Source organism: Thermus thermamylovorans, assembly GCF_004307015.1.
Classification (GTDB): Bacteria; Deinococcota; Deinococci; order Deinococcales; family Thermaceae; genus Thermus; species Thermus thermamylovorans.
In genome coordinates, this window is sequence record NZ_SIJL01000013.1 from 19,315 (window position 1) to 33,698 (window position 14,384).

Here is a 14,384-nt window from a genome sequence, read left to right on the forward strand (position 1 = left end):
CCTGGGGCCCGCCATGAAAGCCTACCTGGGCCTCTACACCGCCCGGCTGGAAACCCCGGCCCGGAGCCTCAAGGAGAAGCGGGCCCTCATCAAGCCGGCCCTGGAACGGGTGAAGGCCCGCTTCCCCGTCAGCGCGGCCAGGCTTTACGGCCTGGACGCCTGGGGCTTCGAGGTGGTGGGCCTGAGCCTCCTGGGCAACGACCCCGCGTGGGTGGAAGAAACCCTCCGCGAGGCCGCCCGCTTCCTGGCCCGCGAGGGGGATTTTAGGGTGGCCCTGGAGGCCTTTCACCTCGAGGCCTTCGAGCTGGACGGCCTAGTCTAGGGACACGCCCCCGGCAACCAGCGGGGTAAGATGGAAGGGGTGAACCTTAGCTCCCTGCCTACCCCCGATCGGGAACGCCTCCAGGAGCTTTGCCAGCGCTACGGCGTGCGCCGGCTCCTTCTCTTTGGCTCCTTCGCCCGGGGAGAGGCCTCGGAGGCAAGCGACCTGGATCTCCTGGTGGAGTTCTTCCCCGGCCGAGTCCCGGGCCTGGGCTTCGTGCGCCTGCAGGAGGAGCTCTCCCGCCTGTTCGGGAGGCAGGTGGACCTCCACACCGCGAAGAGCCTCAGCCGCTACTTCCGCGAGGAGGCCCTAAGGGAGGCCCATCCCCTTTATGAGGCCGCCTAGGGTTTCGGATAGGGTCCGGCTCCTGCACATGCGGGACGCGGCGCAAAGGGCCCTGGAGCTGGGGCAAGGGAAGAACCTGTCCTCCCTCCCCCCAGAGGACACCACCGCCTTGGCCGTGGTGCGCCTCCTGGAAATCCTAGGGGAGGCCGCCAGGGGCCTGTCCCAAGAGCTCAAAGAACGCTACCCCGAGGTTCCCTGGCGGGAGATCGCCGACACCCGGAACCGCTTAATCCACGAGTACTTCGACGTGGACATGGAGGTGGTGGGAGCCATCGTGGAGCAGGACCTCCCCCACCTCCTCACCCGCTTGGAGCAGATTCTAGAGGAGCTGGGCGCCTAAACCAGCTCCACCCCGAAGGCCGTGGACCCCCCGGTGCCGTGGCAGATGGCGGCCAGGCCCCTTTCCTCCCCCTTCTGCCTGAGGGCGTTCAGCAGGGTAACCAGGATCCTGGCCCCGCTGGCCCCGATGGGGTGGCCCAGGGCCACGGCTCCCCCGAAGACGTTGAGCCGTTCGTAGGGCACCCCCAGGAGGCGGTGGAAGAGGACGTTGTTCAGGGCGAAGGCCTCGTTGTTCTCAAAGAGGCCGAAGTCGGCCACCTTCATGCCAAGCCGGTCCAGAAGGCGCCTGACCGCGGGGATGGGGGCCTCGGGGAAGCGCCAGGGCTCCCCCGCGGCCCAGGCCCCGCCCAGAACCCGGGCGAGGGGCTTAAGGCCGTGGGCCCTCACCGCCTCCTCCGAGGCGAGGAGAAGCGCCGCCGCCCCGTCGGAGATCTGGCTGGCGTTCCCCGCGGTGAGGATGCCGTCCTTGCGGAAGGCGGGCTTGAGGGCGGCCAGGGACTCCGGGGTGGTCTCGGGGCGGATCCCCTCATCCTTATCCACCACCACCGGCCCCTTCTTCCCGGGAAGCTCCATGGGGGCGATCTCCTCCGCGAAGAAGCCCTTCTCCGTGGCCTCCGCCGCCCGCCGGTGGGAATGGTAGGCGGCCTCGTCCACCTCCTGGCGCGTGACCCCGTAGTCCTGGGCCAGCCTTTCCGCCTGCTCCCCCATGGCCTCGCCACTAAAGGGGTCGGAAAGCCCATCCCGAAGCAGGATGTCCTGCAGGCCCTCCGGCGCCCCCATGAGGAACCTGTACCCCCACCTGGCCCGGTGGGAGAGGTAGAACCCCGCCTGGCTCATGGACTCCACCCCCCCGGCCAGGACCAGGTGGGCCTCCCCCGTGCGCAGGAACTGCACGGCGTTCATGGCGGCCATCATCCCCGAGGCGCAGACCATGTCCACCTGGTACCCATCCACCTCCTTAGGGATGCCCGCCCTCAAGGCCGCCTGGCGGGGGAGGAGCTGCCCGTGCCCCGCCCGGAGCACGTTCCCGAAGACGTAGAGGTCCAGGTCCTTCCCCTCCACCCCCGCCCGCGCCAGGGCGGCCCGCATGGCCTGGGCCCCTAGCTCCACCGGGCTTGCGTCCTTCAGCACCCCCCCGAACCGGCCAATGGGGGTGCGCACCGCAGAAACGATGTAGACCTCGCCCATGGGCCTATCATACCCGCGCGCCGGGGCACCTGGGGCGAGGGCAGCCCCCTGCTATACTCCAGGCGGATGCCCAGGCAAGGCCTCACCCTGTTGGAGCTTCTGGTGGTGCTGGGCCTCCTGGGGGTCTTGCTGGGCCTGAGCCTTCCCCTCCTCTCCCCGAACCGCCTGGCCCTGGAGGGCGCCGCCCGCTCCCTGGCGGCCCAGGTGACCCGGGCCAGGCTGGAGGCCATCCGGCAGAACGCCTTCGCCGGGCTCCACGTCTTCACCGAGGGGGCTGGGGGCTACGCGGTCTTCGTGGACCGAAACGGGGACCGCCGCTACACCCCGGGGGAGGAGGTACAGGTGGTGCGCTTTGGGGAGGGAGGCTGGGCCCGGGTACGGCTGGACCCCAACCGAAGCACCCTGGGCAATATGCCCATTCTGTTCGATCCCAGGGGGGTTCCCGCCAAACCCATCACCGGCACCATAACCCTCGCCTCCGGTACCTCCACCCGCAAGGTGGTCATAAGCCAGCAGGGCCGGGCCCGGGTGGAGTAGACCCCCCGTTTGGGGGATGCGAACCCCACCCCTTTCGCCTACCCTTAGAAGGGAATGAGGAAGCCCCGTGGCCTGACCCTCATAGAGCTCGTCATCATCCTCGCCATCCTGGGGATTCTCCTGGCCCTGGGCACGGGCTACCTGCGCTCCGACCGCATCGCCGTGAACCAAGCCGCGCAAAGCCTAGCGGCCCAGGTGACGAGGGCCCGGCTGGAAGCCATACGCCAAAACACCACCGCCGGGCTGCGGTTCGAAGCCGGCAACGCCCAAAGCGCCGGGGGCTACGTGGTCTACGTGGTGGTCCCCCCGGAAACCGGGGAAGGGACGACCATCCAGGAGAGGGTGGTCCAAAGGGTCGCCTTTGGCCAGGGGGAGTGGGCCCGGGTGCGGCTGGCCCAGGTCTCCGGGGAGACGGCCTTCGCCTTTGACAGCCGCGGCATCCCCCTTAGCTTCCACACGGTCACCGTGACCCTCAGCAACCGGGCCAACACCTACACCCGACAGGTGGCGATATCCCCCCAAGGGAGGGCGGAGGTGCGATGAAGGCTAAAGGCTTGACCCTGATAGAGGTTCTCATCGCTTTGTCAGTAATCGGCATCGCCTTCGGGGCCCTCCTCATGAGCCAGGTCGCCAACCTCAGGGCCTCAGCGCAGAGCCGCTACGCCACCGACACCAAGGCCGCGGCGGTGCGGGTGCTGGAGGCCAAGTCCGGGGAAGTCCTCTGGAGCGAGATCGCCAGTGACCCTCGCTACCGGGACGACCCCGAAACCGGGCGGTCCTTCCACTTCGTGGACTACTACTACGGTTGTCCCGAGCCCGTGAGGCCACCCCCGGAGATCCGGTCAGGAAGCCTAGCCAACCTGCGGCCGGTGGACTGCTCGGGAACCGAGGAGGAGGGAAGCACGAGCGTGGAGTGGCGCATCGCGGGCGAAGGCGGCATCCTGGGGGAAGGGGTGGTGACCATAGTGGTCACCGCCACCCACGACCGAGGCCCCCGGGTAACCATGGGCCGACGGGTGACCTGCTACGACGTCTACCCCTCCCCCACCCAGGACAAGCCCGCCCCCTGCCCGCCCCCAGGAGGTGGCCGGTGAGGAGGTCCTCCGGCTTCTCCTTGGTGGAGTTACTGGTGGCCCTAGGCCTCCTGGCGGCCCTGCTGGCCCTTGCCTTGCGCTACTTCACCAGCACCGCGGAGCTGGCCCGGGAAACCCAGGCCCGGAGCGAACTCCAGGACCGGGTGCGCATGGTGATGCAGGTGGTCACCGCCGACCTGCAAATGGCAGGGGCCACCCACTGGGTTTCCGGTGGCTCTTTTGCCCTTTACATCCTGCCCGCGGGCTCGGTGTTGGTGGGAACGGACGGAGGGGTCAAGGACACCCTCAGCCTCTACTACGTAACCAGCCTACGAGAGCAAAGCCAGGCCTGCCGCCGGGTGGACTACAGCTTCCAGGGGGACACCCTGTACCGCAGCGACGTGAACGCCACCCCCTCCTCGGGGAGCGACTGCACCCAGCCCAGTCCCTCCTTCCAGCCCCTGGCCGAGGGCATCCTGGCCCTGGACATCCGCTACCTTTGCAGCGACGGGGCGGAGGTGGACACCCCCGCGGACTGCGGTTCCGAGGCCTACCCCCGCTCCGCCCTGGTGGAGGCGGTGGGCTACTCCCTCACCCCCATGCGGGCGGCGGGGCCCGCCACCCTCACCACCGTTTCCGGCCAGGAGGTCACCTGCCCCCAGGGCAGGGCCTGCTACGCCCTGAGGCAGGAGGTGCTGATGCCCAACCTCAAGCCCCTTCCGGAATAGGAGGTAAGGTATGCGGTCCCAAGGAATCGCCCTGGTGGTCACCCTGGCCCTTCTGGTCCTCATCGCCCTCCTGGCCTTCAGCACCTTCTTCAGGACGCAGATTGAGCTTTGGGTCACCCGTAACGACACCACCTCCGTGCAGGCCTTCTACGCCGCCGAGGCCGGCTTGCAGAAGTACAAGGCCGCCCTCTTCCAGCAGATCGCCTGGCGGGAGCAGGTGGGACACCCCGAGGAGGCCGGGGGCGGCAGCCCCGCCTGCTACTCCTCCACCATCGCCGGCTTTGACTGGGAACGGAACGGAAACTACAGCTACTTCCGAGGGGGAATCATGGAGCTGGCGGTGGCAGAACCGGTGTACGACGCCCAAGGCAACCCCATCGGCAGCTACACGGTCCAGCTACGCGAGATCGTCCAACCCGGGGGCAACAGGCGTTACCTCCTGGTCTCCCAGGGCACCTCCTCCGGGGCGCGGGCCGCGGTACAGGCCGTCCTGGAACTGGACACCTCCGCCTACCTGGACTACGCCATCTTCGCCGGTACCGGCCAGGCCAACCGCTGGCTGAACGGCGGGGCCACCATCCGGGGGGGGATCTACATCACCGGCGACCCCAACAGGCCCAACGATTTCGTGATCGAAAGCAACGGCAACTTCAGCCTGCTCAACCACTACAACCTCAACACCGGCTACGGCAGCGCGCGGGACTACGTGGACCCCCAGTACCGCCAGGTAAACGACCTCTGCGCCAGCCTGCGGGTGCAGCACGGGCGCATCGCCGTGGGGGGCAGCACCCTGATCGGCGAGCCCGACAACCCGGTGAAGGGGGTCTTCGTGGGCCGGGGGGGGAACGACATCACCGGGGTAGTAACGGACGTGTGCCAGAACAACCGCGGCGTCTGCGCCGAAGCCACGGGCCCCTTCGACCTCGCCAACCCTCCTCCCTTCCCCGAGCTCCGGGCCACCGGAAGCTCCTGGGAGAGGATCAAGCCCCCCGCTTGCCAAAGGCCTGGGACCAGCTACAGCAACTGGGCTAGCTGCCTGGTGGGGGAGGCCCAGCGCCGCGGGGTGCACATCCAGTTCGCCAGCAACGGCCAGCACGTCATCAGCTGGCCTAGCCTCGCTGACCTGCCCTTGGATAGCGTCATCGTGCCCCCTGACCCCACCGCCTGCCGGGCCGCCCTGAACCAGAGCCGCTCAGGCCACACCCTCACCCTGGGCGGCAAGGCCGTGGACTGCAGCTACACCATCACCTACCCCACAGGCCAGGTGGTCCGGGGCGGGTTCCGCTACCTTCCCGGCACCGGCAACGCCCCCAACCTCCTGGAGGTTTTCGACCACGTGACCCTGGAGGGCTTTGACCTGGTCTTGAACCAGCAGCCCCGGGGCAACAACGAGGACACCACCCTCTACCGGGCCCGCACCTACACCCTGGTGGAGGGCGAGCGGCAGGTGACCCGCACCGCCACCCTGGCGGTGCTGCGCCAGGGCACCCAGGGGGGCAACCTGGACCTGAACGGCCGGCTCTACCCCAGCCTCGCAGCCCTGGCCGACGATCCCGAGGGCCAGACCACCTTCCCCCACCACGCCCTGGGCCTGGTGGCCGAGGGGAACGTCTACCAGCGGGCCAGCCAGGTGATGGCTCCCCTTTACGCGGGCGGGATCTTCCGCATCGTGAAGCAGAACGTCCTCTTTGGCTCGGTCATCACCCGGGAGTTCTGCACCACCAGCGCCGGGAACCAGGACGGGTGCGCCGCGGGCCAGAGCGCCGAGGTGGTCTACATCCGCATCCCCCGGGACAACCGCCCCCTGGCTATGCCTGCGCCCAGGGGGGGCAAGCCCGTCTTCCGCGTGCTCTCCTATGAGCGCCGCTAGCTTTCACACCCCTTTCACACCCCCCTGCCATCCTGAGGCTGACCCCCCAAAAGGGGGGGTTGACAGGGGCCAAGGGGAGCGCTGAGAATACAACCCAAGGGGAGGTGAGAGCGGGGTTAAAGAAAGGTAGGAAGTCGCGGTATAGGAGGCAGGTCGGCAATAGGCCCAAGGCACTCATGGCCGCGCAATAGATGAAGGCGCGGGAAAACCTTAAGGAGATAGAGGTATGCGGAACGCAAAAGGTTTCACCCTGATTGAGCTCCTGATCGTCATCGCCATCATCGCCATCCTGGCGGCGGTGCTGATCCCCAACCTCATCGGGGCCCGCAGGCGGGCCTTCGACGCCGCCGCCCTGCAGTGCGCCCGGACGATCGCTTTGGTGGCGGAAGGCTCCAGGATAGAAAATGCCCAAACAGGCAGTTACCAATTTGACTCAAGTAGTGTGGGGGTTTTTGACCCAAAATCTTGTCAAGATGTAAACGTTGTCTCCGGGGCATATCCCGCGAGTGCGGCAGAGACTTTTACGATTCAAATCCGGCATAAACAGGGATTCAAAACATTTACAATTACAGGCGACTCCACGGGTGTAACAATCAAATAGGCAGCGGCCTACCCTTCAAGGCCTTGGGCAAGTGCCTGAGGCCTTGAAGCGTTTTTAGCACAAAGGAGGCCTAAGACCAAATAAGCACTGGGTTCATATTCGGCCATCAGAAACCACATCAACAAATACGGCAATAGAGCTACGAGGCCTAAGCGCAAAGCCCACTCTCCCCTGGCTAAAACGGACCAAACCAGGATAAGCAGGAAAAGAACAAGGCCAGGAACACCCCATTTAAGGGCGATCTCAAGCATAAAGTTGTGAGCCCGAAAAAGATAGATGCGAAGAACTTGGGTTTCTCCGTTGGCGTGCAGAATGAAGACAACAGGCCCTGGAGGTAGGATGTAATCTTTTGTATATCCTTCCCTTCCCAACTCTTCTCGGACGAAGGCGGTTTTGTCTTCATGGGACAAATAACTAGCCCAGTAGGATTCGAAAACTCCTCCACCCCATCCTAACAGCGGCCGCTCGGCAATCCCACCAAGCGCTGCCTTCCAGAAGTAAAGGCGGGTAAAGAAGGTGTGGGCACTGGCCACCTCCCGGCCTCCACCGGGGTTGGCCAGGGCCACGGCTTTCCAGCCGGATGCTATCCCCATGGCGGCCACCAAGAGGACCACAAGCCCCTTGCGGGGGGCCTTCCAAAGCACAAGAAGCGCCGCCAAGGCAACGCCCCCCATCCCCGCCCGGTTGTAGGTGAGGCCCAGGGCAAAAGCGCTAAGCCCCAGAAGCACAAGGAGAGGCCAAGCCTTCCCCTTGCCCTGCAGGTACAGCCCCGCCGCCACCCCGAAGCCCAGGACGAAGTAGGCCGCCAGGTGCCCTTTGCCGGGAAAGGTCACCAGGGGCAGGCTTCCTGGGCTTGCCGGGTAGTAAAGACCCCGCTGGGTGAGCACCTCCAGCCCCGCTCCCAGGGCCAGGAGGGAGGCTCCCCCCACAACCGCCCAGGCCACCCGCTCCCCTAGGCCAGGGTCGGCAAGGGCCCTCAGGTAGCCCAAGACCAACACCCCCACCATCATCAGGCTCCAGATGAGCCCATCGCCCCCGTGCGCCAGGGAACCGGTGAGGGCCACCTCGGGCTGGGGGGAAAAAGCGGTAGACAAGCCCATCCAGAAGGCTAGAAGCAAGGCCAGGACAAGGGGCGGGTGCCGCCGCAAGAAGGCGGGCATCCGGGTGAGGTCCCTCAGGTGCAACTGGGGGTGAGCGGTCAACTCCAAGAAGAGGCCCAACAGCAGGGCCCCGAGAACGAAAAAGTGCTTGGCCCGCACCACCCCCTCCAAGGAAGGGGTGAAAGGCCAAACCACAAAGGGATACACCAGGGCAAAGGCAGGCCAAAACCAGGTCCGAACCGCTGACATGGGGGCATTCTAACCCAAAGGGGCGCTCCCAACTCAGGAGGACTGGGGTCCGCCGTCCTTGCCCAACCCCACCAGCCAAAGAGCTGTTCGAAGGGGGCCAGGGGCTTGGGTATGATGAACCCAACCGGTATGGACACCCTTCGGGAACGCCACGCCACAGTAAGGACCCGCCCCCTGCCGGGCCTCACCGCCCTCGCCCTCCTCCTCGCCGACCTCCTGGCCCTCCTCCTGGCTTGGGGCCTGGCCCTCCTCTTCCGGGCGGCCACGGGGGGAAGCATCGATCCCCTCCTCTACCTGCGCCTCCTCCCCGCCCTCCTGGGGTTTCCCCTCCTCTTCGGGGCCTTCGGGCTCTACCCCGCCTTGGGCCTGCACCCGGCGCAGGAACTCCGGCGCCTGGCCACCGCCACCGCCTTGGGCTTCCTCCTCCTGGCCACCGGGGCCTTCCTCTCCAAGTCGGGGCCCCTTTACTCCCGGCTCTCCTTCCTCCTGGCCTTCGCCCTGGCCCTCCTTTTCCTCCCCCTGGGGCGGGCCCTCCTCCGCCACCTCTTCGCCCGGAAGGCCTGGTGGGGGGGCGGGGTGGTGGTGGCCGGGGAGGGCAAGGAGGCCCTGGCGAGGCTCCTTCAGGAGGCTCCCCTCCTGGGCCTGAAGCCCGTCTCCCGCCCGGAAGGGGCCTACGCCCTCCTGGTGGCGGGAAGCCTCTCCGGGGAGGAGGCCTTGGCCCTCCTCCACCGCTTCCCCAGGGTGCTGGTGGTGCCCTCAGGGCCGCACGGCCTCCTCTGGGCGGAGGTGCGGGACCTGGGGGGGGTGGGGGCCCTCGAGGTGCGCCAGAACCTCCTCCTGCCCGGAAACCTCCTCCTCAAGCGGGCCCTGGACCTGGTGGGCGGGGTACTCCTCCTGGTGCCCTTCCTCCTCCTCTACCCCGTGGTGGCCCTCCTCCTCTGGCGGGAAGACCCTGGGCCCGTCCTCTACCGCCACCTGCGGGTGGGCCAGGGGGGAAGGCGGTTCTACGCCCTCAAGTTCCGCACCATGCGCCAAGACGGGGAGGAGGTGTTGCGGCGCTACCTGGAGGCCAACCCGGAGGCCCAGGCGGAGTGGGCGCGGGACAGGAAGCTCCGGGAAGACCCCAGGGTGCTGCGGGTGGGCAAGTGGCTCAGGCGCCTCTCCCTGGACGAGCTTCCCCAAGCCCTGAACGTCCTCAAGGGGGAGATGAGCCTGGTGGGGCCGAGGCCGGTGACGGAGGAGGAGCTTGAGCGCTACGGAGAAGCCCTGGAGCTTTACCTGAGGGTGAAGCCCGGCCTCACGGGCCTCTGGCAGGTTTCCGGCAGGAACGGGGTGCCCTACGAGCGGCGGGTGGCCCTGGACCGCTACTACGTGCAGAACTGGTCGGTGTGGCTGGACCTGTACCTGCTGGCCCGCACCTTTTACACTCTGCTAAAACGAGAAGGCGCTTGGTGAAGCAGAGGTTGAGGCATGTTGGAAACGCTCAGGCGCTTACCTCGGTCCCAGATGTTGCGCAAGCTGATGGGCCTTTACAGCATTCAGGCAACGAACGTCCTTTTCCCCCTCCTAACCCTCCCGTATCTATCCAGAGTGCTTGGGCCCGAGTCGTTCGGACTTTACGCAACAGGCCAAGCTTTGTCGTTGTTTTTGCAGGGCCTATTAGAGTATGGACTAGCCCTTTCGGGTACAAGAGAGGTGTCTAAACACCGCAACGAAAAAGAGTTCCTCTCACAGCTTCTGGCTAGTGCCTTGACAGCTCGGCTTCTCCTTACAATCCCCGCAACCTTTTTGAGCATACTTGCCTTTTTTAGCCTCCCCATGCTCAAAGGGCAGGTAGCTCTCACACTAGCAGCCTCCGCATGGGCTTTCGCTTTTAGCCTAAACCCTACCTGGTTTTTCCTGGGCCTCGAGCGGGTGCGCATGGTGGCCTTCCTGGAGGTTTTGCCTCGCGCATTGTCCGCCCTCGGGATTTTCTCCTTTGTGAAGGAACCGAGCCAAGCGTATCTGCCGCTTCTTCTCAACGCCCTAGCCACCTTGCTGGCAAGCGCCATCGGTATCCTCTTCTTAAGAGGAGAAATCGGTGTCCGCCTAGCATCTCCCCGAGAAGGAGCCGCTCTCCTGAAAACTGGGCTTCCCCTGTTCGTGTTCCGGATAGCGGCAGGGTTGCAAGCCACAGCCAGCGTGTTCATTTTGGGTTTATTTGTCCCGTCGGGCCAAGTGGGCCTCTACGCTGCCGTGGATAGGGTGGTCAAACCCCTTACAGTTGCATGGGAACCGTTCAATCGGTTGTTTTCCGCCCGGTTGGCTTACCTTGCCCAAACCGATTCTTCTAGGGGCAATGCCTTAGGGCGGCAAGTGTTCGGGGTTATGGTTGGGTTAGGTCTTTTAGGAACGGTAGTCATCTACCTTGCCGCTCCCACCTTGGTTCCTCTACTTTTGGGCGGAAAATACGCAGAGGGTGTCGGCATCATGCGCATTTTGAGCCTTATCTTGCCCCTCTCAGCCGTGGCCCATTTTCTTGGCGCCCAATGGATGCTCCCGCACGGTATGGACCGCCCTCTAGCCGGAATTGCGCTTCTTGCTGTCTTTTTAAGCGTCATTATCGGTTCCTTATCCGCTCATTTCCTAGGAATCCTAGGTATGGCTTGGACGGAGGTACTGACAACCGCTTTGATCGCTTTAGCTCGTTTGGGCTATCTCGCAAGGGCAAAGCGTCTACCCTGGCAGAATAGGGCGGGGGCGTAGAGGGATGGCTTACGACAAGGATATCCATGTAACCAGTAATGTTCCGGGAGCGATGGTACCACAAAGGGAACCAGGGTTCAGTAGACCGCATCTATACGGGTTGCTGGTGCATTCCACCACGAACGTTGGCGACGACATCCAATCCCTTGCAGCCATGCAGTTCTTACCGCGGGTGGATGCGTTTATCGATAGGGATGCCACGCAGCTCTACAAAAGCCCACACCCCGTCAAAGTCATCATGAACGGCTGGTTCACCCACAAGCCGGAAAATTGGCCACCTTCCGAAGCCATAGAACCCCTGTTCGTGTCCTTCCATCTAACTCCGAGTGCAGTAGAGCGGGTCCTCAGCGAGGAAGGGGTCGCCTACCTTAAGCGCTTTGCGCCCATTGGCACCAGGGATTTCTTCACCCAACGTGTTCTGGAGGAGTATAGCATCCCAGCCTATTTTTCCGGGTGCCTAACGCTTACATTGGGAAACCTTCTTAAAGTTCCAAAGATAAAGGGACAGATTCTCATTGCTGACCTGGAACCAGAAGCCGAAAAGCTTCTGCCTAGCACCCTAACCAATCAGGCCATCCGAATTTCCAATAGCCATAGCCCTGGTTTAGATTCGGCCCTAAAGAAGCTCTCCGGTTTCGGCCCTTATCGAGCGGCAAAGGAGCTGATCAAGGTCTTTTTACCCAAGTGGTCTTTGGAGAAACTCGACTACAAACTTCGCTCTACGCTGGCACGAGGTATAACTCTTCACCATCGCCTCTCAGCCGCCATGGCCAGGCTGTTTGTAATTGCCTCGTCAGAGGCCGTAATCACTTCTCGGCTTCACGTTGCTTTACCGGCTCTCGGATTCGGGGTTCCAGTCTTGTTCATACATAGGAATCTATCTGACCCTCGCTTTGAAGGATTGCTGCCTTTGTTGCGCCACTACGATCTGGCCTCCTTTGCCAAGGAAGCGAGAAGCATTGACTGGGCGAGCATGGAAAACCCATCCCCTCAAGCTGTTCTTCAGATCAAACACCAGCTGATTGCCAGTATTCAAAGTTTCCTTCTAAGCGCTCAGGGTCCCGAAAGGGGGAAATCATGACCCCCAAAGTGGCCCTCCTCATCCCCGTCCACAACGACAGAGAAGGCCTTGCAAAAAGCCTCCGCAACCTCCCCCAGGAGGTTCCCCTGGACGTGGTGGTGGTGGACGACGGGAGCCGCCCACCCCTCTCCCCTCCAGAGCCCCCACCCCCCCACAGGCTCTTCCTCCTGCGCCTGGAGGAGAACCGGGGCATCACCCAGGCCCTCAACCGCGGCCTGGCCTGGATCCTGGAGCGGGGCTACCCCTACGTGGCCCGCCTGGATGCGGGGGACACCGCCCTTCCTGGGCGCTTCCTGGCTCAGCTCCGCTTCCTGGAGTCCCACCCGGAATACGCCCTGGTGGGGGGTCAGGCCCGCTTCGTGGACCCCGAGGGGCGGGAAACCCACCGGGAGGGCTTCCCCACGGAGGATGGGGAGATCCGGCGGGTGATGCACGCCAGGAACCCCTTCCTCCACCCGGCGGTCATGGTGCGGACGGCGGCCCTGCGGGAGGTGGGCCTTTACTCCGAGCGCTATCCGGCGGCGGAGGACTTTGAACTCTTCTGGCGAATCGCCAGGCGGCACAGGGTGGCCAACCTGGAGGCGGAGGTGGTGGAGGTCTTGGTGAACCCCAAGGGGATCAGCGGGAGAAGGCGGAGGCGGCAGATCCTCACCCGCCTCCGCATCCTGCTGGAGAACTTCGACCCCTGGCTGAAGGAAAGCTGGCTCGGCCTCGCTAAAAACCTGGTCCTCCTCCTCGCTCCCACCCCTTGGGTGCAAGCCCTGAAGGGTCGGATGCCGGGAAGGAGGGGGTGGCTCTGATGCGGGTTTTGCTGGTCCTCGAGGCCAGCGGGGGCGGGGCGGGGCGGCACGTGGCGGACCTGGCCTCGGGCTTAGCCCAAAGGGGCCTCGAGGTCCACCTGGCCTACTCCCCCCTGCGCCTTTCTGAGCCTTTCCGCTCCAGCCTCCCCCGCCTGCGGGCAGCGGGAGTGCGCCTCCTGGAGGTGCCCATGCGCCGCAAGCCCCACCCTTCGGACCTGGAGGCCCTCCGCACCCTCCTGGGCTACGCCCGTCGGGAGGGACCTTTCCACCTGGTCCACGGCCACAGCTCCAAGGGCGGGGCCCTGGCCCGCCTCCTGGGGCTTCTCCTCCGGGTGCCTGTCCTCTACACCCCCCACGGGGTGGTCACCCTCTCCCCCTTCCTAAAGCCCTCGGAGAGGCTCCTCTACGGCTTGGCCGAGAGGCTCCTCGCCCCCCTCACCTCCCTGGCCATCGCCGTGTCCCCTTGGGAAGCGGAGGCCCTGAAGGCCTTGGGGTACCGGAGGGTGGAGGTGGTGCCGAACGGGGTGGGCGTGACGCCCCCTTCGGAGGAGGAGAGGCAAAGGGCCAGGGAAGCCTTGGGGCTTGGGCCGGGGGAGCGGGCAGTGGGCTTCGTGGGCAGGCTGGATCTGCAGAAGGACCCCCTCCTGGCCCTCGAGGCCTTCGCCCGCCTCTCGGAGAAGCTCCCCGAGGCCCGGCTCCTGGTGGTGGGGGATGGGCCCCTGCGGAAGGCGGTGGAGGAGCGGGCGCAAGCCTTAGGGCTTTCCGGGAAGGCGCGCCTCTTGGGAGAGCGGGAGGCCAGGCCCCTTTTGCCCGCCCTCGAGGCCCTCCTCCTCACCAGCGCCTACGAGGGGTTGCCCTACGTCCTCCTCGAGGCCTTCGCCTTTGAGGTGCCCGTGGTGAGCGCCCCCACCCCAGGGCTCGGGCCCTGGCTGAAAGCGGAAGGGCTGGCCCTGGTGGCCGAAAGCCCCGAACCCGAAGCCTTGGCCCAGGCTTTGGAAGGGGTCTTGCGGGAGCCGTCCCTGGCCTCAAAGCTGGCGGAGCGGGGGCGGGCGTGGAGCAGGGAGTGGGGCCTCGAGGGGATGGTGGAGCGCACCCTCCGCCTCTACCGCTTCCTCCAAACAAGCCACAGGCCTTCGGCCTAAAAGAGCTCCCTACTGGAGCACTTCTCTGTAGATTTCCTCCAAGGCAATCCCCACCCCCAGGCAGGGCACCTCCACCTCCACCTCTTCCCCCTCAAAGACCCGGTAAAGCCACCCCTCCGCTCCCCGGAAGTACCCCTCCACCCGCCGGGTGCGGCTGTCCACCAGGAGGTAGCCCTGGAGGGAGGGAATCTCCCGGTAGCGCCAAAGCTTCTCCCGGCGGTCCGTGGCCTCCGTGCCCTCGGAGAGCACCTCCACCACCAGGCA

The 14,384-nt window shown here is 65.2% G+C and carries 17 protein-coding genes; 14 read left to right on the top strand and 3 right to left on the bottom strand.

The window, feature by feature from the left end:
* The first annotated feature begins 13 nt into the window (after positions 1-13).
* The 3 genes from ETP66_RS09560 to ETP66_RS09570 are packed head-to-tail and all read left to right on the top strand — an operon-like array spanning position 14 to position 1,007.
* Positions 14-322 carry a DUF503 domain-containing protein gene (locus ETP66_RS09560; RefSeq protein ID WP_130842409.1) on the top strand — a complete coding sequence of 103 codons (309 nt, stop codon included), beginning with the start codon at positions 14-16 and terminating at the stop codon, positions 320-322.
* 39 nt (positions 323-361) lie between these two features.
* On the top strand, positions 362-667 hold the full coding sequence (locus ETP66_RS09565; RefSeq protein ID WP_236630214.1) for a nucleotidyltransferase family protein: 306 nt from the start codon (positions 362-364) through the stop codon (positions 665-667).
* Entirely contained in the window at positions 654-1,007 is a 354-nt protein-coding gene (locus ETP66_RS09570) for a HepT-like ribonuclease domain-containing protein (protein ID WP_130842411.1), read from the top strand. The genes ETP66_RS09565 and ETP66_RS09570 overlap by 14 nt, the downstream gene beginning before the upstream one ends.
* Here ETP66_RS09570 and ETP66_RS09575 read toward each other — a convergent pair.
* The gene (locus ETP66_RS09575) at positions 1,004-2,194 is read right to left on the bottom strand and encodes a thiolase family protein (protein ID WP_130842412.1); all 1,191 of its coding nucleotides are present in this window, start codon (positions 2,192-2,194) and stop codon (positions 1,004-1,006) included. The two genes, ETP66_RS09570 and ETP66_RS09575, sit on opposite strands and share 4 nt — an antisense overlap.
* A 66-nt stretch (positions 2,195-2,260) precedes the next feature.
* Here ETP66_RS09575 and ETP66_RS09580 point away from each other — a divergent pair, with 66 nt between their 5' ends.
* From ETP66_RS09580 to ETP66_RS12560, 6 genes are all read left to right on the top strand, one after another.
* Entirely contained in the window at positions 2,261-2,731 is a 471-nt protein-coding gene (locus tag ETP66_RS09580) for a GspH/FimT family protein (protein ID WP_130842413.1), read from the top strand.
* A gap of 54 nt (positions 2,732-2,785) precedes the next feature.
* The gene (locus tag ETP66_RS09585) at positions 2,786-3,274 is read left to right on the top strand and encodes a GspH/FimT family protein (RefSeq protein WP_130842414.1); all 489 of its coding nucleotides are present in this window, start codon (positions 2,786-2,788) and stop codon (positions 3,272-3,274) included.
* 11 nt (positions 3,275-3,285) lie between these two features.
* Positions 3,286-3,825, top strand: a complete 540-nt coding sequence (locus ETP66_RS09590) for a type IV pilus modification PilV family protein (RefSeq protein ID WP_236630216.1) — start codon at positions 3,286-3,288, stop codon at positions 3,823-3,825.
* Complete coding sequence (locus ETP66_RS09595) at positions 3,822-4,532, top strand: prepilin-type N-terminal cleavage/methylation domain-containing protein (RefSeq protein ID WP_130842416.1); 711 nt, start codon at positions 3,822-3,824, stop codon at positions 4,530-4,532. The genes ETP66_RS09590 and ETP66_RS09595 overlap by 4 nt, the downstream gene beginning before the upstream one ends.
* A gap of 10 nt (positions 4,533-4,542) precedes the next feature.
* On the top strand, positions 4,543-6,402 hold the full coding sequence (locus ETP66_RS09600) for a PilX N-terminal domain-containing pilus assembly protein (RefSeq protein WP_130842417.1): 1,860 nt from the start codon (positions 4,543-4,545) through the stop codon (positions 6,400-6,402).
* A gap of 226 nt (positions 6,403-6,628) precedes the next feature.
* Positions 6,629-7,003 carry a prepilin-type N-terminal cleavage/methylation domain-containing protein gene (locus ETP66_RS12560; RefSeq protein WP_130842418.1) on the top strand — a complete coding sequence of 125 codons (375 nt, stop codon included), beginning with the start codon at positions 6,629-6,631 and terminating at the stop codon, positions 7,001-7,003.
* An 8-nt stretch (positions 7,004-7,011) separates the two neighbouring features.
* Here ETP66_RS12560 and ETP66_RS09610 read toward each other — a convergent pair whose 3' ends face one another.
* Positions 7,012-8,010, bottom strand: a complete 999-nt coding sequence (locus ETP66_RS09610; RefSeq protein ID WP_130842419.1) for an O-antigen ligase family protein — start codon at positions 8,008-8,010, stop codon at positions 7,012-7,014.
* Positions 8,011-8,481: 471 nt separating this feature from the next.
* Between ETP66_RS09610 and ETP66_RS09615 the strand changes: the two genes are divergently transcribed.
* The 5 genes from ETP66_RS09615 (at position 8,482) to ETP66_RS09635 (ending at position 14,120) form a co-directional block, all read left to right on the top strand.
* Complete coding sequence (locus tag ETP66_RS09615) at positions 8,482-9,807, top strand: sugar transferase (protein ID WP_130842420.1); 1,326 nt, start codon at positions 8,482-8,484, stop codon at positions 9,805-9,807.
* 66 nt (positions 9,808-9,873) lie between these two features.
* Entirely contained in the window at positions 9,874-11,097 is a 1,224-nt protein-coding gene (locus tag ETP66_RS09620; protein WP_236630225.1) for a lipopolysaccharide biosynthesis protein, read from the top strand.
* Positions 11,098-11,101: 4 nt separating this feature from the next.
* Positions 11,102-12,178: a polysaccharide pyruvyl transferase family protein gene (locus ETP66_RS09625; protein WP_130842422.1), complete on the top strand. Its 1,077-nt coding sequence runs from the start codon at positions 11,102-11,104 to the stop codon at positions 12,176-12,178.
* On the top strand, positions 12,175-12,978 hold the full coding sequence (locus tag ETP66_RS09630) for a glycosyltransferase (protein ID WP_130842423.1): 804 nt from the start codon (positions 12,175-12,177) through the stop codon (positions 12,976-12,978). Before ETP66_RS09625 ends, ETP66_RS09630 begins: the two co-directional genes overlap by 4 nt.
* Positions 12,978-14,120: a glycosyltransferase family 4 protein gene (locus tag ETP66_RS09635; protein WP_130842424.1), complete on the top strand. Its 1,143-nt coding sequence runs from the start codon at positions 12,978-12,980 to the stop codon at positions 14,118-14,120. Before ETP66_RS09630 ends, ETP66_RS09635 begins: the two co-directional genes overlap by 1 nt.
* A gap of 9 nt (positions 14,121-14,129) precedes the next feature.
* On the opposite strand, the gene ETP66_RS09640 is transcribed toward ETP66_RS09635, so the two are convergent.
* A partial coding sequence (locus ETP66_RS09640) for a Uma2 family endonuclease (RefSeq protein ID WP_130842425.1) occupies positions 14,130-14,384 on the bottom strand: 255 nt, incomplete at its 5' end.